Consider the following 18,024-nt stretch of genomic DNA (forward strand, 5'->3'; position numbering starts at 1 on the left):
ATGCTATCTTTTTATTGTGCTTTAAAATCTTGTTCAATGCTCATATTTCCGATACCACAGCTCGAAACCGTGGGTGCGGTACAGCTCTCATCGACCTCAGATAATTTATGCTCTTCAGCCGATACCAGGACCGATACCGGCGATGAAGCCACTACTGGATCCGCCTTCAGCGGATACACCACGAAATCATCAGTCAGATGCTCCGCGCCGTTCCAGACCGACATTTCTCCGATACAGGGGCGGCAGGGATAGTGCAACAGTTGAAAATCCCGGATATAGTCCACATAAGGTTGTTTTTCCATAAACTTAACGATCGTAGAACCGAATATCCGACCACCGATCGTGATCTCTTCTTCCTCGGCAAAGGCCCAGGGTGCCAACAGTCGTTGCAGGCCGAGATCCAATTCATTTAAATAGAATACAGGATCATAACCGGGCCGGAATTTGATCTTGGCACAAACCCGCAGCGGCTCGTAGCAGGGATTGACGATGGCTACCTCTACAAAAAGGCTCGGGATCAATTCCGTTAGATAAAGCCGGATCCGTTCCCGCAGGGCCGGCCCGGCCTTGGGTTCAAACAGGTTTCCACTGCTTTTGAGGTCTATCTGGGGGATGACCACCAGGCTCACACGTCCGGGGGCACAGGCCCTGCCGTCCCAGGTATGAGCGAGGCATTTGACCTTGTAGATCTCCGGAAAAGCCTGCAACACGATCCGTTCGTGATCCCAGGTAGTAATGGCCCGCTGTTTATGGCGAAGGCGTTCGCTGACCCGGCGATAATAAGCCTTTTGGCCTTCGGGGCTTCGGCCTGCGAAAGAAGGGAACGGCTGTGCGGTTCGCTTAATGGATGGTTTCGGGGATTGTAAGCGTCGGATCGTTTCGGCGGGCAAGGGTGATTTGAGGTGTTCTAAATGATTCAGTGTCTCCTCGAGGGTGGCTTTTACGGCATTCAGGGCTAACATTTGCACGCGGGCTGCTCCTTCCGGGGCCAAATCCGTATCTAGTCCGGTCGAAAGGCGAAGCCAGGCCGGGCCGACGGGCATTCTGGTGCCGTTCACTTCGGCCTGGTCCACGCGCAATTGTATGATGCCCGCCTGCTGCAGGCCAAGGGTATCATCCTGTAATATTTTGTCGGAAAGAATCGGTATCCAATCATTGCCCGAAAGGTAATCCCAATGAAGGTCCTTAGCGCTCAGCGCCCGATCCGGATCGCTGCTGCCCTCCACACATTGGAATAAGAAGTTTAAGAGGCGCGGCGCGGTCAGCCCCTCTAGGCCGATATAAAGACTGCCGTTAGGTATCTTCGGCACAATGGAGGGCGCGCTGCCCGCACCGGCGGTAAAGTGCCCGAAGGGCTCTAGATGAAAAAAACGGTGCGTTCCCGGTTGTGACGGGAAAATGATCTGCGCCGAGGCAGTATAACTCAAGCTGAAAGACTTGATGGTAGGGGTGTACGGCGGGTTGGGCAGATCCTGAAAGGTGCTCGTATTGGCAATACTCAACGCAATTTCCGTGTAGCGCTCCGAAAAGGTCCGGTGCCCGAAATCAGTACCGCTAATCGACAGGCGGGCTACTTTTTCCGGATCAACTACCCGAAAATTACCGTTGTAAACAGACTGGTTATAAGGTTGCCGCTGCAGCTGACCGCTAAGGGCTTGAAACAAAGGTACGGTAGGACCATTGATCCATCCGGTATCGGTGAAAACCGAGACATCGGCCTGGAAAGAAGCGTTGGATAAGGCTCCGGCGTAAGCAGCATAGTGATCGGCAAATCCATTGCTTCCCACCGGCAAATTAGCCCATTGCCAATTAACGGTCAGGGAATTGATCCGCTTGCCCGCGAGTTCTTCACTGCCGATGTAGAAAGAAGATCCGATCGAAGGTTGCGGACCAAACGGTAAAAAACTCTTTTCAGCGCTGATGCCGGCCAGGTCGTTGCTGAGTGCTAGATTTTTCAGTCCTTCTACTTCCACCGCCAATCGCAGGTGAGTGACTTGCAACTGGCTGAAATTGCGGTATTGATAGTTCGGTGCAGCATGATTCAGCACCACTTTAACCACCGGAGCGGTACCGGCCCAGATCGCTCCGTCCGTACCGGAGGGCAAGGGCGCGATGGCCGGTTCTTTTTCCGTTAGCGACCAGTTGATGCGAATGCTGTTATCACTTCCCTTTTTGGTATACACCGGTTTAGCTTCCAGCCATCCCTTTTCCGTGCTGAACCAAAGGCGAAATGCGTCGGCCAGATCGCTATCAGAAAGGTCATGATCTAGGTTGGTAAACAATTCAATCATACCCGAACGTTTTCCGCCGGTCAACCACAGCGTCGGTCCGCTGAGGGCAAAACCCACCGATGCGGCTTGCATACTGCGTGCTGTTTCAACCTTGCCGAACTGGCTTTCGCCTAATGGTGCCCAGGAGGGCTGATGCTCCGGTAGGGCTGCACCCAGACCGTCAGCAGAATTGGCCACCTGGGCACTAAAAATACGGTTACTCCACCGGGTATCTATACAAGCACTCATCAGACGGTTTACGCGGGCCGGATGGACAACTATCTCCTTTTCTAAAGCATAATAACGAATCTTATCCTCAACGTCCTTACCGCCTTTGAGCAAAGCTCCCTCGCCAATCCTTTCCTGGAGAATATTCCGGGCCAGCTCAAACAGCACGTGAACCTGATCAGGAGATGGCGGCTGGTGTTTAATTTGCAGGATATCCTGGTAATAGAAATCCAGATGCCTTTCGGTAATGCCGTTGAGATCGTCCTGAGCGTGGCGGAACAGTCGCAGAAAAGTGACAAGCAGGGCCAATTGGGGTGCCAGGTCTTGCTCCAGTTCCGCCCTTTCCAGCATTGCATTAATTTCGGCTTGGGGGGGTAACAAACCGGTCCAGTCCCCCTGCAGCTGATTTTGGTCATTGTAATAGGCGATCTGGGGTGCCAGACAACGCATTTCTTCCACCAAGTCGGCAAAGCTGCGCTCATCTACCCAGACGGAAGCGGGATCAAGGGCGAACTTCCAGCGTTGCTGCTGACTGGTGCCGTCTCGGAAAATGCGATATTTTTTTTCTTGATTTGGCATGTTCAGGGCTTGGATGAAACAGGCAGCAGGGCCGACACCTCGGTACCTTCATTCAAGTAAAATGGATACACAAAGTTGAAGCGGGTATTGGTCTGCACCACTTTGTAATACAGGTGAATCAATACCAACCCCTCAGCGATCCGGTCCATATCATAATCGATCCTTTCGAGGATAATGCGGGCTTCGTACAAGGCTACGGCAGCCTCAATTTTTTTTGAGATCAGCGTCTGGGTACTCAAACTCAAAGGTTCGAAGACGAGATACTCGGTATTGCAGCCGTAATCGGAGAGCATCACCCGTTCCCCCAGTTGGGTCGACATCAGGATATGCAAACTCTGATTGATATCTTCCACACCGAATACCATGTCCGCCTCCTTCCCGATCTGGGAAAAACCAGGTGGAAAAGCCCAGCCTCTACCTAAAAATTTTGGTTCCTGATCCATGTTTCATCCTCCGATTTGTACGTTTGGTAATCCGGCCACCAGGGAGCCGCCGTGGGCTGTTACATCGCCCATTCTGGCGGCCGGTTTGCCGCCGATCATGACCGTCGTCGATCCCTGAATGATACTATCCGGTGGGCCCGCGCAACTCACCAGATCACCGAGTACGGCGGCGGGCTGCCCACCGATGAGTACCGTAGGCACTCCGGGACCGATTACCGGCCCGCCTACGTGCGGGTTGGCTCCCGGGTTGACCAGGGGGCAGGTATGCATATCACTTATTCTGGCTGCTGGCGGCATAATGCTTATCAGTTTATCTGTACCAATGATCCCTTCACTACTGTATTTCCACTGGCGGATATTTCGGCGGAGATCGATCCGGTAACTCTCAGCGCAGCCGAAGCCTTTGCATCAACATTCAGCCCTTCGACTGCGACATCACCTACGGCTTTGATCATCAAATCTTTTCCGCTTTCGATCCGGATACCGGAGCTATCCATGGCAATTTTGTTACCGTATTCATCTTCGAGAGTGATCGCTCCTTTATTTTCGTCAAGCACCAGTTTTTTTCCCTGCGGCGTATCCAGCTGGAGTGTTGTATCCTCATCGTTGAACAGCAACCGAATACCTGAACGGGAAATGAATCCTTTCACGTGATTGTCATCCGAGGCAGCTAGGGGAGCTGGTTTAGCACTACTGTGCAACATCCCGAGAATGACCGGCTGCCGGGGGTCATCATTGAGAAAGCTGACCAGGACTTCATCGCCGATCTCCGGCAGAAAAAATGTTCCCCGATCCTTCCCTGCGTCCAGGGTAGCCAGTCGGGCCCACATACCGTTCTCCCCGTTGCTGATCATGGGCAGGCGGATCTGAATGCGATCTTCTCCGGCTGGATCGCCGGCCAGTTGAGTGACGATGCCGGTATGCAACCCGGATACGCTGGGTAACAGTCCGGCAGCCGCCGGAGCTGATACGTCTTTTTTGAGGGCATGATGTGTGGTGTTTTCCAGGCCGAGGGTCAGATAGGTAAGCCAGTTACCGTCCCCAAGTTTGTGCTGTACTCCCGATACGTAGGCCAAACCGTTCATCCGGTCTCCCAGTCCGCGCAACTCAACGGTATCGCCCGGTAAAACATCCACCGTTCCCTGACAGCAGACCTGTCCCCGGATCTTAGCCAGGCGGCTTCGCTGTTGTACGCCCTCCGCCCAGGACTGCAGTTCCGGTTCGTCCAGAACCCCGCTGTGATAAAGTTGCCAGTCGTTAGAGCCTAGCTTTTCTGCTAGATCAGAATACGGTAAATTACCAGCCTCGATGACTGGTTGCTGCTCAGCTCCGATAGCCAGAGGCTTCTGGGTGGCTGGATCCCAGGAATTGGCGTACACCTCACCGAATTGTTCGCGAACATCGATTACTCCTTCGGTTTCAAAAATAGTAGCACCGTACACCAAACTAAGCACGGGTTCTTCGGCCATGACCGGCCGTTTGATCACCAGGCGGTTATCGGAATTGATCACCACCATACCGCCGGCTTCTGCCCGGCATACCAGAAAGTCCCAGTCCGAAGACTGGTATTGCACTAATTGCTCGTGTACCGTATTGGACAGCTCGGTCTCAATGCCCAGCTCGTAGCGCCCGGCGATCTCCTCAAATGCTTCGCTATCCCGCATATTTTCAAAAATGGTGTTTCTGCGCCCCATGATCATCTGGGCAGCCTTATCTTTGGCCGTGATATCGAGTACCGTTTGGCCAGTTCGCCAAAGGCGTACGGCGTGCCGTACAATGATGCCCTGAAATAGCACTTCTTCCTGATTTCGGTAACCGGCCCGGATAGTTATCTCATGGCCCGGCACAAATAATTCACTACTACTCCATGCAAAATCCTGGTCGGCTACAGCTCCGTCCCTGATCTGTAGTATGGCCGTTGCAATCCGGTTCACGGCCTTATGTACCGCCAGTTTCAGTATATGTTGAGTACGACTCACCCGTTCACCGTTGATGAGAATAGAAAAAGTCACCAGGTTCTGGCGGCCTTTTGACGGGATATGTCTTTTGCCTTTAACCATTATTTCTCAATTGGAGGAAAAGCCAGCTTACTGCCCACCCGGAGCGTTCTGAAGCTGGTCAATCCGTTATGCCGGGCTACCTCCTGATGTAGGGAGGCATCGCCGTAGATCTCTTCGCAAAGCAGCAATAGGGTATCTCCTTCTTTGACTACGCGGTGATGGGAAAGATCCGGGGAGCTGATCATGCTCTTAGCCAGTTCCTTAATCGTATCTTCCGCGCTGATAAAAGTAGCGGTGCCTTCGATACGTTTAGCGGCTCCACTGGGACTGAAGAGGGTATAGTCAACATCCAGCGATTTTAAAAAACCGATGCGAAAGTAGGCTCCCCAATAAACAGCCACCTTGAAGGGCCGGTGAATTTTCCCAATGAAATTTCCGGTTACGGCCAGAAACAATTGTAATTGTGCAGCCGCCGGAATAATAGTGTTCGGGTTGATCTCGACATCGAAAGGAAGCAACTCGGTCAGGTTGTTTATCGGTTCGCTGATATCGAATGGTAAGATCGTCGGCGGCATCGTACCGGTGCTGTCGAAGAAGACCGGAATACTGAATTCATCATCGATCTTTTTGATAAATTTGGGATCTGATCCGGTAGTACCGGAAGCCTGGTCCTTATTGTAATGCCACTCATAGCTTTCCTTAAAGCTAGCTGGATTGACCATTACACAACCTCTTAACAGCTTGATCTGCCCGGTGCTGTCATCGATGGCAATAATCTTGAGTTTTTCCAGTTTTCCGATATTCGGGCTTTCGAAAGTCATCTCTCCTGCTGATAATTAAGTTGTTTAATGACCTGTTCTACGCATTCGGTTATGAGAGCTTGCTTATCCGGTATTGCCAGCCTCCCGGCATTACGCTTCTTTTTTTCTGGCTCTGGTTTTGGCGCCACTATGGTACGCACTAATAATTCCTTGATTTGGATTGGCATATTCTTACATTTAGTTTAAGTATGGCTTGCCGGGGGATAATCTTAAGTGGAAATCCATTAAGATCAAGAACGTATGACCACTCATCGCAATCGATCGATCACTGCCGACGGCGTTGCGGCTCCAGTATGGTCTTAAAATGTTCGTACTCCAGGGTAATAGTCTCAATGAAAACCTGGCTGCTTCCCGCGTCCAATTCTCCAAATTTCAATTGTTGTGGAATGGCATTGATCACGTACCAACAAAGTAGCGGCTGCTGCCGATTATTCAGCAGGGTGATCATGATATTGACCGGAACAAACTCAAAGTCTTCGATGGCATTGAGGCACCATCGGGTAACTTTTGAATCGACGCTTGCCCCCCGGCTGAGTACCAGCGGAGCATGCTCCACAGATTCGGGAAGGTGATAGGTGGACCGGTTCTGCCCACCTTCCCGGTAGGCTCTCAGTGTTACCCTGCCTTCCAGGCCCTGTACCTTTTGGAAGCGGGTATCCACATCCGAATCTGTGATACCCTCAAACCGAACGGAGAACTGAAAGCCAAGTGGTGGGAGTGGCGGCATTCTTAATCGTTTTGAATTTCACAGCCTTGATGGGCGATAACCATTTCTTCCACGGCGACCTCATTGGAGTCTGCATTCAAGGTTGTGGATTTTATTTCCTTTACCCACGCACCCAGGACCTTCCAGACCACTACCGGCTCGTGATCCTTATTTAGCAAGCTGATCACAATATCCCTTTGCGCCGGTTCTCCGGGATCATTCTGGTTCCACCATTCATAAAATTCATTATCGCCCTGGAACGTACCCCGCTTCAGGTTGATGTCCGTAAAAGTTTTCCGACCGGGGAACTTGAGGTCATTGCTCTCCGGACTTATCCCGTCGCGATATTTGACTTCCTCATAACTTCCACTCCCCAGGCCGGAGACCTCCTGAAAACCGGCATTGGAACCACCCCAGTCTACCCGAAAGTGGAAATTCGTTAATGGATAATTCGGCATGATTATTTTTATTTAAATGTGTTTAAGAAATGAAGTTGCAAAAGCACTCTAATACGATGATCAGGACTCCTGCATTTTATGTGAGAACCGCAATATGATGAATTCCGCCGGCCGGACTACGGCCATCCCGATCTCCACGATCATTCGCCCCTCCAGGACATCCTGCGCGGTCATTGTATGTGGGATACCGACGTGGACGTAAAAGGCCTGTTCAGGTTTAGACCCGGCCAATGCTCCAGCGCGCCATTGAAGAATTAAGAAGTTCTCGATCATGGCCCGTACCCTTACCCAGGTATTGGCGTCGTTGGGTTCAAAGACGAAACTCTCTGTAGCCTTTTTGATCGATTCCTCGGCCATATTGAAGAATCGGCGCACAGAGATATAACGCCATTCGTTGTCATTGCCGGCCAGCGTGCGACCGCCCCAAACCAGAATGCCTTTACCGGTGAAAGCACGGATCGCATTGATGGACTTGCCGGCCAGCGGATCGACATTCAGCCCGTCCTGAATGGGAAGATCTATCACTTCCGTAAGGCCTTTGACGCCGAGCATGCTAACATTGGCGGGAGATTTCCAGACGCCCCGCTCATTATCGACCCGGGCGTAGATCCCGGCTACTGCACCACTGGGCGGCTGTTGGTAAAGCTGCTCCCGCAGGCTGTCTACCAAATTTTTATACACTACATGGTCATTATAGAGAGTATGATTAAGCTCTTTTTCGTAAGCTGCCGCGTATTGCAAGATGGTATTTAGACCGGCCGTTATCTGTACGAATAGTTGTTCCAGGTAGGGTAATGCTTTTGTTCTACGCTCCTCATCATCACTGCCTCCAGAGTATATCGTCGGTTCTGGCGGGATAATACTGATGTCGATATTGCCCCATTGTGTGGTGGTAATGGTGGGGGGATTGGTATAATAAGTGTAAGTTCCGGCAGGCTCGTTCTGGAGCTCACTTTCCGCGCCTTTCTCATATTTGACCAATAGATCGAGCGCCTCGTATAAGGGTTGTCCGGCATCGATTAAATTCAGGATATCGTTTTTCAGGCTGGTGAAGGTTACATTAGCGGCCCAGGTATCCACTACCTCCAGAATTTGATACATTTTTCCGATGATCGCCGCAAAATTCGCATCATCATTGGTTGTTTTGAAAGTATCTACCAGCACCCTGAATGCAAGCTCGACCGAAAGTTCCGACCCTTTCAAACTGTTCAGCCCGGGTGAAAAGTAGTCGGCGCGATCCTCGGATAATGCACTGAGTCCCGGTAGGACGTTGGTCAAGATGTTGCCATCGTTGGTAAGGTTAGGCAGGGTAAGCTGCACTCCTCCGCGGAATATCTTGTCCTTGATCAGGTCGTAGGTCACCGGGATATCCACATTGACTAGTAAATGTGGGGTGTAGGCCGCTCCATATTTAAGATTGGACATGCCTATCATATCCCGAAATTCAGCATGGCCCGCGATCCAGTCAAACGATGGGTCGCTGGAACGCTCCCGACAATCAAGAATGCAAAAGCGGTCCTTTAATTCTCCACATTGTAGCAATGCCTGGCTTTGCACTTCGTACAGATCGGTACCCGGAGATATTCCTACTGCATCTGGCAATACGATCAGGGTAGGTTCATCTTTCTTTCGCAAAGCGGCTAGTCCGGCCAAATAATCAACTCGTTTATTCTGATTGTCTTCATACTTACCGATAGAGATGATATAGCAGCGCCCCCCTCCGTTCTGAAAGTAGGAACGCAGTGAATCATACGAATGATAGTTGGAACTTATGTCCGCCTTTTCAAAAGCATTGTTGGCATCCAGGTGAATGGCATTGATCAGGCGGTTAGGTGCACCACCGAAGAACTTGTCGTACTCAAGCATCGAAGACACCGGCGTCGGTACGAGATGTAAATCACCGGCATTGATCCTAGTAGCTTTTTGAGTATAACTGATGAAGGCGGGAATCGCCGTCGCTACCGGAGCGATAGAAGGCGGAAATTTCGCTATCTCTTCTACATAGACACCTGGTGTCCTATAAGTGCTTGGCATGACATTAAATATTTAATTCAGGTAATTGAATGATTGAAATATATTGTTCCGGATCGGAGGCCTGAACGTATGGCTTTCCCGGATTTGGAAGGTATATCTGATCGTTTGTACCGTCTTCCTTAAAAGCGATCGGCTGCGGGAAGTGACTCAATCCCCGTGGGGATTTGGTAAATAACCTACTACCTACTGTGGTGATCGAAGAAGAATTATCGCTGTGAGGAGTGAGAATTTGATCTTCAAAGGGGATGTATTCCCAATTTGTCAGCCGACTGCCGATCCTAACCTCGAAAACCGGCGTATCCAGATTCGATCCGTTGAATTTCAAATAGCCGTCTGGTGTTTCCAGCAATCGGAAATCGCCCAGGCTATTGCGGTGCCCGATCTCGATCATCGCCCAATCCGACAAATGGTAAGCATCCGAAGAGATAGTAATTGTATACTGGTCCAGTTGTGTACTGGAATTACTTATTTTTAGGGTGTAATCGCCAGGTGTTACATCATCAAAATTTAGGTTGATCTGACGTAATCCATCAGGGTTTGATATTTCTGTAGTAGCTACTTGGGTGCCGATAGGGTCTTCCAAAACGGCCTTTAAAAAAGTCACCGGTTGATGGGCTGAAACGGGTCTTGGTAAATAGTGGAACTGCGCCGGGACCAAATAGCGACCGGAGGAGTTCAGATAGTGAAAATCGGTGACGGGCTCCCAGATATTTGCGGCGGGAGGGGCGACTTCGGTGTGCTGAAAAGCCTGGTATAGATCTGCTCCATCTACAGACAACTCCCCCATTTCGTATGCTCTTTCTTGATTGTGACCCGAGATGGCCGGATGGAGGGAGGGATAAGATAATGCGTCGGTCAGATTACTGAATAAGTGATTTCCCCGAATATTGGGTGTCAATCTTACATTGGAGATATTGTTAAAATAAGGATTCCTGATCCTGATCCTGAAATACAACCGGAAGGACTCATCGATCGGAATCACCGGAAGGTATCGCTTATTCATACCTACCTTTTTTTCCTGGGTTTCCACGGCTACTTTAAATCCGTAGGCTGACGGAAAAAATCGCATACGCTGATCCCGTAGTACCTGTGTCGATCCGCCTGCCGGAAGAAATTGCAGATCGCGAGAAATATTATAGCCCAGGCGCTCCAGCTCCCGGTTTCGCTCTTCGAGAGAGGTCAACGACCAGTAAGCTACTGGATCCTCCAGGTAGTAGGAGTGGATCACGCGAACTTCAAATAGAGTTTTATATATGCTCGAAAAGGCCATACCAATTAGCTTATTGTTTCTTGGGATTGCAGCGCGGAGACCAGTGGACCCTGATAATGAATCAATCTAGGCCGGATAGTCACCAATCTTGCCTTTAACACAAAATGGGGTAGCTGTTTTCCACCAAAAGTTGACCACAGATAGTTGGTTTGCTCATAGCTGAGGGAATGCAATTCCAGATTGAGTTGAAACCCGGCCTTCTCTTCCGGCTCCATACCGTCAAAAATCGGATCAGGTGTATTAGCGGCGGTAAAAGAATCTTTGGCCTGGAAGAAAGCCAGACTTTCGGAAAGGTTATTCAGGGCATTGGCGTAATCCACGAAATTGGCACATACCAGCAGGTAAAGATTCAGGTAGAGTTCCGGATTCTTATAGATCGTTTTCCCATTTAAACCGGTAGCCCGGTAAGATCCACTATTCTTTAAGGTCCTTTCTTCTTCAATGCGGATCAGGCTCAGGAATATGTGGTTCGAATAGTTGCCGGTGTTATCCGTAGCAATCTTATTGGCATCTTCCAGTAATACATGAAATGTACTATCCCAACTGGCATCCTGCACGATCAGGTAGTTTTTCAATTGATTCGCCATTAATGTCAGAGCCATGCCAATAATCATCTCCATAAATAATTTACAATTTCCTGAAAACTGCTTTGAAGTCTCCCTCATCCAGTAGGTCCTGGATCACTAATTCAATATCCTCACGTTTACACCGGTCAATGAGCACCATATTTTTCATCCAGAAATACTTACCTGACAAGCATTTTCCCGCCAGGCGGTTTTCCCGGATCAGCATCTTGATCTTTCCATAAGAAAGGAAGGATGCTGCATACTTGACCTGATCGTCAAAGACCACAACTACATCTGAAATAAATGCTTCGATTGGTCCATACTCCCCAGTGCCTTCGGAGGAAATATGAATTCGCTCTATCTTCATGAATTGTTAACTATGCCTCAGGATATGATCTGAGGCTGTTCATACGGAAACTGCAGCGGACAATGCGGTTTTCAAAGCATTGAAATGCTATTCAAAGAATAATTTGCGGAAAATGGAATCCTAAAACAAGGGAAAACCGATTAACGGGAAGATTGAGGGAATTATCGGTCCAAAACCGGTTTTATCGTAAAAGCAGCATCGTATTCAGGAATTCGGTCTTTCTGCGCTTGGCAACCGGAACCAGAGATCCATCGGACATTTGGATCGTACCATCCTTGTAATACTTTTTAACATGCACCAGGTTGATCAAATGTGATTTGTGCGGACTAAAGAAGTGAAATGGATGTAGTAGCTTACAAAATTCTCCGATATTATTTGTACTGATAAGATCCGAACGTTGCCTGGTAATGATCTGGGTATATTTCTGCATGCCCTCCAGTCGAATCAATTGGTTGATGTGTATGAACTCAAAGCCTTCTACAGTGGGTACTCCGATCAATTCTCCGGGAGGAATTATCTGTTTATTATTGGTTGCTATAATTTCAGACTTCCTGTGGTTATTGGCTATTATCCTAATTTCCGCATAGCGAACTGCAGTTATTAGTTCTACTTTTTTTAAAGGTTTAATGAGAAAACCAGCAGCCTGATATTTATTGGCATCCAAAGCTCTGTCAGGACAAGAAGACATCAATATAGTATGACAAGATGGGAAAAAAGTTCCTCCAGCACCTATTAAACTATTCAATCCGGGCAATGTGATTTCTGAAAAAACAATTTGGGGAAGCTCTTGACGAATTAAACCCAGACCTTCCTTTAAGTTTGTAGCAGTACCTACTATCTGAATTTGTGGACAGTTGATTTCGACTTCCTCTTGAACCTTTTCAATGGCATCGATACAAATGTCAAGGATAATTGCATTTAATGAAATACAATCCTGCATGGCGTTAGGGCTTAGATACATTGTGTTCCAGGGTTTGTTTAAGTAGCTATTTATTAATATTTTAACGAATTAAGAATCTATATGTTACGTCATTGATTTTAATTATTATTTGACTATAAATAATCTATACTTAAGTCCTGCATTTCAGGAATTGGTTTGCGTGTAAAAGGAATACCTTCCACAATACGAAGATTTAACGTCGGCAGTCTTCGCAATTCTATTTTGTAATGTTTAATCCCTTCCAGGAAATTCACCATGGCCTCTTTGCCATATTACCTTCAATCCCCCCAGCACCCCCACCGCCCAAACCCTCGTCCCTGCAAGATAGGCTCCACTCCGGGCTGCGCAAAAGTGACTACCCAAAATAGGGTAGGAGTGTGACCAGATCCTACTACCCTCTATGTACAGGATTGCGCAGTCCTCCGGTTCCGCCTTTTATATGCAGTGCCTTCGCGTTTGGCGGCTTTGCGCGCAGGTGGGCGTACCGGGTTGGTGCACATGATCTTGCGCACCGCGTAAAGATCATCCCGTATGAGGTCAAGTCTGATACCGAACCATATGGTTGGAGCATCTTTCCTTGCAGTAGCTATTTATCGTAAGTTCCGTCCACCATCAACCGTCTACCATCCAAATGCACCGTCTTGCGGCCTTTATAAAGGGCACCCAGGTTGGTCCACCACCACCGTCTACCATCAGCCGTCCGCCTTCGACCTTCGACCATCAACCTTCGACCGTCCATCCTCAAAACAACCTCAACCCCGCCGGCGTATGCCGAACGGACCCATCCGCAAACAATTCCGTCACCGGCAGGTTCTTCGCCAGCGCCTTTTTCACCGTGTCATAGGTGCCACCGACCTTGCCTTTGGGGCCGTAGAAAGCGATCACCGCATCCGCCAGAGCGACCAGCTCGGTGTTGCGCAGTAGAGGCGCCAGTTTTTCGGGGTAGTTTCTATAGTCCGGCCGGATTACTTGTACCGCCAGCCCGTTTATCTGGGCAAAGCGAGCCGCCAGTTGATCCGCTCCGCGGGCGCCGCCGTGCAACAATGCTGATACGTTCGGATATCTACTTTTTATCTCATCAGCGAGCCGCGTAAAATTAGCTTCATTCTCCGCGACGGCCCGGCTACCGGTGATCAATAGTTTCATACTTAAAGATAGTGTGAGGTTCTTTTTATCAGGGCGCGATGGTTTGATGGTTCGATTGTTTTATGACTTAATGGCTGAAACAGTACCAACCATAAAGCCATCAAACCATTCAACCATTTTCTGGGAGGTTACTCCCGGTTCTAGTACTCTTTCGCATTACTGAATATACGAAAAAATGATAGTTAAAACTAATTTTTTTAATCTAAAAATAAATCAATTTTTTATGGTAAAAAAGAGTGTAAATAATTGAATATCAGTCGTTAAAGTTGTATATTGTAGTATAATATTTAAGCACTTAAAGTTCACTCTGATGAAAACATTTACCCCCACCACCAAGGCTGATCAAGACAGCCGGATCCCTCAACTTGCCGCCCAGGACTGGGAGCGTCGCGAAGCCCGGGGCGCGAAAGAAGATGCCGCCGAAACCCGGCAAAAAGCTATCCTGGAAGCACTGGAACTGGCCCCCCACTTTGACCTGTACCGCTTACCCCAAAATTTCTGGGTCGCTGTTCTCCCCTCGGGGGAGAGGTCCACCCAGAATGGAGCCGCAAGGGTAGGGCAGAAAGGTAGTAGTCCCCGTTCACACAAAACCACCTCTACTTTCCCCACAGAGATCGCCGGCTGCACCGACCTCTACCACATCAGCGACCACATCCTGTTCTTTCGTTCCAATCTTCCCGAGCCGGAGATCCGCGAAAACATCGATTTATCCTTTCTACCCTTTTAACCTTTCGCCCACCATCCAGCCATAAAACCATCAAACCATCAAACCATCCAGCCATCCAACAATCAAACAATCAAACCATCAAACCACCCAACCACCCAACCATGAAAAAAAGAACCATCAAAGAAGAAGCCAGATATTTCCTCCAGTGCCGGGGCTACGAAGCCACCGAGCAGGAGATCCAACGCGCCATTTGGCGGGAACGCAAGCACTCCCGGGCCATCAACGGCTGGTGCATCTACTCCTACCTGATGCACAACAATATTGCCAAACCGGTCGGGCAAAGCGCTATTGCAGCGTCTGACCAATCCATATCCTAATTCATTTTTAACCACACCAGATTTTGCCGATTTTTGGAGTAAACAGCCCATCCCGGCCATCCTAAAATCCGGCAAATCCTGGTCCAAAAACGTGCTCTATGAAAAATCAAACCCTTCAACCCCTAACCGACGTCAAAAACCTGATCGATCTCCCCGAGATCAAATACCTGCCCGGCTTTCCGCGCAAGTATCGCTTTGACGCCAAAAACGGAAAACTCAACTTCAACGGAGAGGCCGACATCACTCCCAAAGGACAGGCCTTCACCCTGATCCCTCTGGCGCACCGCATCTTCACCGACGAGATCCTCGGTTACTCCCGCCGCAAGTGGGCAGAACTTTTCTTTATCAATCAGGCCGGTCACCTGTGCTCCCTGCTTTTCCACGGCTACAGCGTCGATCAGCTGCAACTCATTCTCGGCGATCTTTACTACGAGGATGCCGGCCTCACGGATATCCGACTGACGGTCCACCCCGAACCGCGCTCTAATGATTTCGGTAACTACTACGTGGCTTCCTTTGGTTTCGAAACGCTGTCGGCGGCTGATCGCGAGCAACTGGCCCTGGTGGCGGAAAGCCTGCCGCCGATCTACCTGCAGGATATCTTCAACGGGGATGCGCAGTACCACGCCTGGAAAAATGTGCAGCTGCCGGAACCGGAGCAAATTGATACGGGCACTCCGGAAATAACGGATGCTGATGCACAGCCGCCCTGGGAAAATGAGGAAAACAGTAAGGCGGCGTGATCGCGAATTTGTAATTAGCACAGTGCCTTTGGAAGATTGGCACTGTGCTGTTCTCATTCATTTACTTACTATCTAATTCCACCGAGGGAATCGATCCTGCCAAAAGTTTTTTACGGCCGTATTTTTAACCATTCGGAGATTGGTTGCCGTAAAAGTGCTAATTTTAGAGAAGCAAAGGTTTTCAATATGACTGTTTCTGTAAAAAAGCGATTGTTAGATGTCGAAGAGTACCAGCAGATGTTTGTAGCCGGTATTCTTACGGAGGATGAGCATGTGGAATTGATCAATGGCGAGATCCTGGAAATGAGTCCAATTGGAAATCAACATGCTGCTCTGGTGGATCGGATAAATAATTACCTGGCCCACCATCTCTATGAGAAAGCGATCGTGCGGGTGCAAAGCCCTATTATCCTCGATCACCACTCTGAACCCGAACCGGACCTGAGCGTGTTATCGTGGCAGGATGACTTCTACCGGGATAAGCACCCCGGAGCGGAAGCGGTGATCCTGCTGATCGAAGTGGCTGACTCGTCCCTAGAGTATGATCGGGAAATTAAATTGCCTGCCTATGCTACCGCCAAGATCCCCATGGTCTGGATATTTAACATTCCGGAGTCTTGTATGGAGATCTACGAGCAACCGATATCCGGAAAATATACTCACAGGCAGATTTTACGAGCCGGTGAACAGTTTTACTTTCCTGCTTTTGATTGGGTGATCCAGGTCGAGAAGTTGTTGTTTTAGGTGGAGTTGATGACGAAGTTTCTTTGAAGTATAGTACTTTCTATTTTATCGCACGACTGAGCATCTGTGTTGCCTACCTTCTCCGGGCTACAGCGTTTATCCGTTTTAGGTGATCCCTGGTGAAATCCTCATAGCCTGCCCCTGTGCGCAGTGTGTGGGGGATATGCGGCTGACGGTCCACATCGAATCATACTCTAATGATTCTAGTAACCACCACCTGGCCTCCTTGGGTTTCGAAATCCCATCGGTAGTTGAGCGAGCAATCAGCTCGGTAAGCGGAAATCCTTTCCCGATCGTTCTTTATGGTCTGGTATAATTGAAACATAACAATTTATTTACGAAATATTTTGTTTTAATCCTGAAGTTGTTTAGTTTCCGACAAACAACGCGCTCCATGATTAGAAAGGATACTTTGTGGAAAGGTATCATCGAAGATCTGGCCGAGGAATTCGTCCGTTTCTTCTTTGCCGAATACCTGGAACAGTTCGACTTATCTAAAGGATTCGTTTTCCTGGATAAGGAATTGGAACAACTTGTTCCTGCTTCTGCTTCGCCGGCACGACGTGCCGATAAACTCTTTAAAGCCTGGCTACTGGATGGACAGGAATCCTGGTTTTTGGTACACGTAGAAGTCCAGGGGTATTCTGATCCAAATTTTCCTCGACGGATGTTTGAATATGCTTACCGTATTCAGGACCGCTATCAGCGGCCGGTTACCGCTTTGGTACTTTATACCGATACCGACCGCCGGTTTCATTTTTCTGAATATAGATCCAGTTTCTTTGGTACAGAAATCTTGTACCGCTTCCGGACTTTTATCCTGATGGATTATCCTCACGAAGAACTACACCGTTCCAATGAACTTTTTGGCTGGGTGCTGGAAGTGGCTCGTCGGGAATTGGAATTACGCCGCGGTACCGATCTGAATCGATTTCAGATCAAATTAGCGCTAGTTCGTTATTTGTTCCAGCAGGGTGTGGCGCGGAAGAAGATCCGCCATCTATTGGACTTTATTGGAGCCTACCTACCATTTGAAAAAAGCGATTTTTTGCATAAATTTGAAAAGGAAATTCAACAGATTACAAAATCAAGGACAACTATGGGTATCAGAGAGGCTATAATCAATGACGCTAAAGAACAAGGTTTCGAACAAGGCATCGAACAAGGCATCGAACAAGGTTTAGAAAGGGGCATTGAGCAAGGTATCGAGCAAAAGGAACGCAAGGTCGTCACCCGGGCTTGGGCAAAGGGCTTTCCCATAGAGGAGATCGCCGAACTTGCCGATATGCCCATAGAACGCGTCGAATCGATCATCCGCGAAATAGAGGAAAAAGAAAGTGAAGGAGAATAAACTTTCATGTGGGGGCATTACAGTGTCCAACTAAAATTTAATGAGCTGATTGTGAATTCAATGAATCTGCTGTCCACATCGATATCTCAGCACCTGGAAACTTCACAAGGCTCCATTTATTGATGATCTTTATAGTCTTTATCTACATAGTTTCCAGGCTGCCGCTCAGATCCCGGTTCCTCACTCCTCTAATACCACCTCACTCACCGACGATACACCAAACAGCCCATAGCCGTTTTCAATATTACGGTATACGTTTACCGTCACGGTAAAAGGATGCTTAGGAACCAGACCGTTGTAATGATGGCTATACA

At 48.8% G+C, this 18,024-nt stretch carries 19 protein-coding genes; 5 read left to right on the plus strand and 14 right to left on the minus strand.

Annotated features, from left to right (window positions below; translation table 11 throughout):
- Positions 1 to 11 precede the first annotated feature (11 nt).
- The 14 genes from CRP01_RS37885 to CRP01_RS37945 form a co-directional block, all read right to left on the minus strand.
- Complete coding sequence (locus CRP01_RS37885; protein WP_099155315.1) at positions 12 to 3,077, minus strand: baseplate J/gp47 family protein; 3,066 nt, start codon at positions 3,075 to 3,077, stop codon at positions 12 to 14.
- Between the two features lie 2 nt (positions 3,078 to 3,079).
- Positions 3,080 to 3,520 (minus strand): GPW/gp25 family protein, encoded by a 441-nt coding sequence (locus tag CRP01_RS37890; RefSeq protein WP_099155316.1) that lies wholly within the window; start codon positions 3,518 to 3,520, stop codon positions 3,080 to 3,082.
- A 3-nt stretch (positions 3,521 to 3,523) separates the two neighbouring features.
- Positions 3,524 to 3,817: a PAAR domain-containing protein gene (locus CRP01_RS37895; RefSeq protein WP_099155317.1), complete on the minus strand. Its 294-nt coding sequence runs from the start codon at positions 3,815 to 3,817 to the stop codon at positions 3,524 to 3,526.
- A gap of 8 nt (positions 3,818 to 3,825) precedes the next feature.
- Positions 3,826 to 5,580, minus strand: a complete 1,755-nt coding sequence (gene vgrG, locus CRP01_RS37900) for a type VI secretion system tip protein VgrG (protein ID WP_099155318.1) — start codon at positions 5,578 to 5,580, stop codon at positions 3,826 to 3,828.
- Positions 5,580 to 6,341: a CIS tube protein gene (locus CRP01_RS37905; protein WP_099155319.1), complete on the minus strand. Its 762-nt coding sequence runs from the start codon at positions 6,339 to 6,341 to the stop codon at positions 5,580 to 5,582. Before CRP01_RS37905 ends, vgrG begins: the two co-directional genes overlap by 1 nt.
- Positions 6,338 to 6,508, minus strand: a complete 171-nt coding sequence (locus CRP01_RS43560; RefSeq protein ID WP_222845917.1) for a DUF5908 family protein — start codon at positions 6,506 to 6,508, stop codon at positions 6,338 to 6,340. The genes CRP01_RS37905 and CRP01_RS43560 overlap by 4 nt, the downstream gene beginning before the upstream one ends.
- A 98-nt stretch (positions 6,509 to 6,606) precedes the next feature.
- Positions 6,607 to 7,068, minus strand: coding sequence for a phage tail protein (locus CRP01_RS37910; RefSeq protein ID WP_099155320.1), 462 nt, complete (start codon positions 7,066 to 7,068; stop codon positions 6,607 to 6,609).
- A gap of 2 nt (positions 7,069 to 7,070) precedes the next feature.
- Positions 7,071 to 7,505, minus strand: coding sequence for a phage tail protein (locus CRP01_RS37915; protein ID WP_099155321.1), 435 nt, complete (start codon positions 7,503 to 7,505; stop codon positions 7,071 to 7,073).
- A gap of 60 nt (positions 7,506 to 7,565) precedes the next feature.
- Entirely contained in the window at positions 7,566 to 9,539 is a 1,974-nt protein-coding gene (locus CRP01_RS37920; protein ID WP_099155322.1) for a phage tail sheath family protein, read from the minus strand.
- 4 nt (positions 9,540 to 9,543) lie between these two features.
- On the minus strand, positions 9,544 to 10,437 hold the full coding sequence (locus tag CRP01_RS37925; protein WP_143473722.1) for a hypothetical protein: 894 nt from the start codon (positions 10,435 to 10,437) through the stop codon (positions 9,544 to 9,546).
- Between the two features lie 377 nt (positions 10,438 to 10,814).
- The gene (locus CRP01_RS37930) at positions 10,815 to 11,429 is read right to left on the minus strand and encodes a DUF4255 domain-containing protein (protein WP_170110725.1); all 615 of its coding nucleotides are present in this window, start codon (positions 11,427 to 11,429) and stop codon (positions 10,815 to 10,817) included.
- 7 nt (positions 11,430 to 11,436) lie between these two features.
- Positions 11,437 to 11,742, minus strand: coding sequence for a hypothetical protein (locus CRP01_RS37935; RefSeq protein WP_099155325.1), 306 nt, complete (start codon positions 11,740 to 11,742; stop codon positions 11,437 to 11,439).
- 181 nt (positions 11,743 to 11,923) lie between these two features.
- Positions 11,924 to 12,703 (minus strand): LytR/AlgR family response regulator transcription factor, encoded by a 780-nt coding sequence (locus CRP01_RS37940; protein ID WP_099155326.1) that lies wholly within the window; start codon positions 12,701 to 12,703, stop codon positions 11,924 to 11,926.
- A 720-nt stretch (positions 12,704 to 13,423) separates the two neighbouring features.
- Positions 13,424 to 13,828: a DUF2493 domain-containing protein gene (locus tag CRP01_RS37945; protein WP_099155327.1), complete on the minus strand. Its 405-nt coding sequence runs from the start codon at positions 13,826 to 13,828 to the stop codon at positions 13,424 to 13,426.
- Between the two features lie 310 nt (positions 13,829 to 14,138).
- On the opposite strand from CRP01_RS37945, the gene CRP01_RS37950 reads away from it, so the two are divergent.
- The 5 genes from CRP01_RS37950 (at position 14,139) to CRP01_RS37970 (ending at position 17,710) form a co-directional block, all read left to right on the plus strand.
- The gene (locus CRP01_RS37950) at positions 14,139 to 14,555 is read left to right on the plus strand and encodes a hypothetical protein (protein WP_099155328.1); all 417 of its coding nucleotides are present in this window, start codon (positions 14,139 to 14,141) and stop codon (positions 14,553 to 14,555) included.
- A 101-nt stretch (positions 14,556 to 14,656) separates the two neighbouring features.
- Positions 14,657 to 14,872 carry a hypothetical protein gene (locus tag CRP01_RS37955; RefSeq protein WP_099155329.1) on the plus strand — a complete coding sequence of 72 codons (216 nt, stop codon included), beginning with the start codon at positions 14,657 to 14,659 and terminating at the stop codon, positions 14,870 to 14,872.
- A gap of 98 nt (positions 14,873 to 14,970) precedes the next feature.
- Complete coding sequence (locus tag CRP01_RS37960) at positions 14,971 to 15,615, plus strand: hypothetical protein (RefSeq protein ID WP_099155330.1); 645 nt, start codon at positions 14,971 to 14,973, stop codon at positions 15,613 to 15,615.
- A gap of 186 nt (positions 15,616 to 15,801) precedes the next feature.
- Positions 15,802 to 16,359 carry a Uma2 family endonuclease gene (locus tag CRP01_RS37965; RefSeq protein ID WP_099155331.1) on the plus strand — a complete coding sequence of 186 codons (558 nt, stop codon included), beginning with the start codon at positions 15,802 to 15,804 and terminating at the stop codon, positions 16,357 to 16,359.
- Between the two features lie 394 nt (positions 16,360 to 16,753).
- Complete coding sequence (locus tag CRP01_RS37970; RefSeq protein WP_099155332.1) at positions 16,754 to 17,710, plus strand: RpnC/YadD family protein; 957 nt, start codon at positions 16,754 to 16,756, stop codon at positions 17,708 to 17,710.
- Positions 17,711 to 18,024 lie beyond the last annotated feature (314 nt).

This window comes from Flavilitoribacter nigricans DSM 23189 = NBRC 102662 (assembly GCF_002646595.1).
GTDB lineage: Bacteria > Bacteroidota > Bacteroidia > Chitinophagales > Saprospiraceae > Flavilitoribacter > Flavilitoribacter nigricans.

Excerpts from the sequence above, each read along its gene's own strand:
- CRP01_RS37935 (WP_099155325.1), bottom strand. The coding sequence starts at position 11,742 with ATGAAGATAGAGCGAATTCATATTTCCTCCGAAGGCACTGGGGAGTAT.
- CRP01_RS37910 (WP_099155320.1), bottom strand. The coding sequence starts at position 7,068 with ATGCCGCCACTCCCACCACTTGGCTTTCAGTTCTCCGTTCGGTTTGAG.
- vgrG (WP_099155318.1), bottom strand. The coding sequence starts at position 5,580 with ATGGTTAAAGGCAAAAGACATATCCCGTCAAAAGGCCGCCAGAACCTG.
- CRP01_RS37945 (WP_099155327.1), bottom strand. The coding sequence starts at position 13,828 with ATGAAACTATTGATCACCGGTAGCCGGGCCGTCGCGGAGAATGAAGCT.
- CRP01_RS37955 (WP_099155329.1), top strand. The coding sequence starts at position 14,657 with ATGAAAAAAAGAACCATCAAAGAAGAAGCCAGATATTTCCTCCAGTGC.
- CRP01_RS37965 (WP_099155331.1), top strand. The coding sequence starts at position 15,802 with ATGACTGTTTCTGTAAAAAAGCGATTGTTAGATGTCGAAGAGTACCAG.
- CRP01_RS37905 (WP_099155319.1), bottom strand. The coding sequence starts at position 6,341 with ATGACTTTCGAAAGCCCGAATATCGGAAAACTGGAAAAACTCAAGATT.
- CRP01_RS37960 (WP_099155330.1), top strand. The coding sequence starts at position 14,971 with ATGAAAAATCAAACCCTTCAACCCCTAACCGACGTCAAAAACCTGATC.
- CRP01_RS37920 (WP_099155322.1), bottom strand. The coding sequence starts at position 9,539 with ATGCCAAGCACTTATAGGACACCAGGTGTCTATGTAGAAGAGATAGCG.
- CRP01_RS43560 (WP_222845917.1), bottom strand. The coding sequence starts at position 6,508 with ATGCCAATCCAAATCAAGGAATTATTAGTGCGTACCATAGTGGCGCCA.
- CRP01_RS37970 (WP_099155332.1), top strand. The coding sequence starts at position 16,754 with ATGATTAGAAAGGATACTTTGTGGAAAGGTATCATCGAAGATCTGGCC.
- CRP01_RS37930 (WP_170110725.1), bottom strand. The coding sequence starts at position 11,429 with ATGGAGATGATTATTGGCATGGCTCTGACATTAATGGCGAATCAATTG.
- CRP01_RS37950 (WP_099155328.1), top strand. The coding sequence starts at position 14,139 with ATGAAAACATTTACCCCCACCACCAAGGCTGATCAAGACAGCCGGATC.
- CRP01_RS37940 (WP_099155326.1), bottom strand. The coding sequence starts at position 12,703 with ATGTATCTAAGCCCTAACGCCATGCAGGATTGTATTTCATTAAATGCA.
- CRP01_RS37890 (WP_099155316.1), bottom strand. The coding sequence starts at position 3,520 with ATGGATCAGGAACCAAAATTTTTAGGTAGAGGCTGGGCTTTTCCACCT.
- CRP01_RS37915 (WP_099155321.1), bottom strand. The coding sequence starts at position 7,505 with ATGCCGAATTATCCATTAACGAATTTCCACTTTCGGGTAGACTGGGGT.
- CRP01_RS37895 (WP_099155317.1), bottom strand. The coding sequence starts at position 3,817 with ATGCCGCCAGCAGCCAGAATAAGTGATATGCATACCTGCCCCCTGGTC.
- CRP01_RS37885 (WP_099155315.1), bottom strand. The coding sequence starts at position 3,077 with ATGCCAAATCAAGAAAAAAAATATCGCATTTTCCGAGACGGCACCAGT.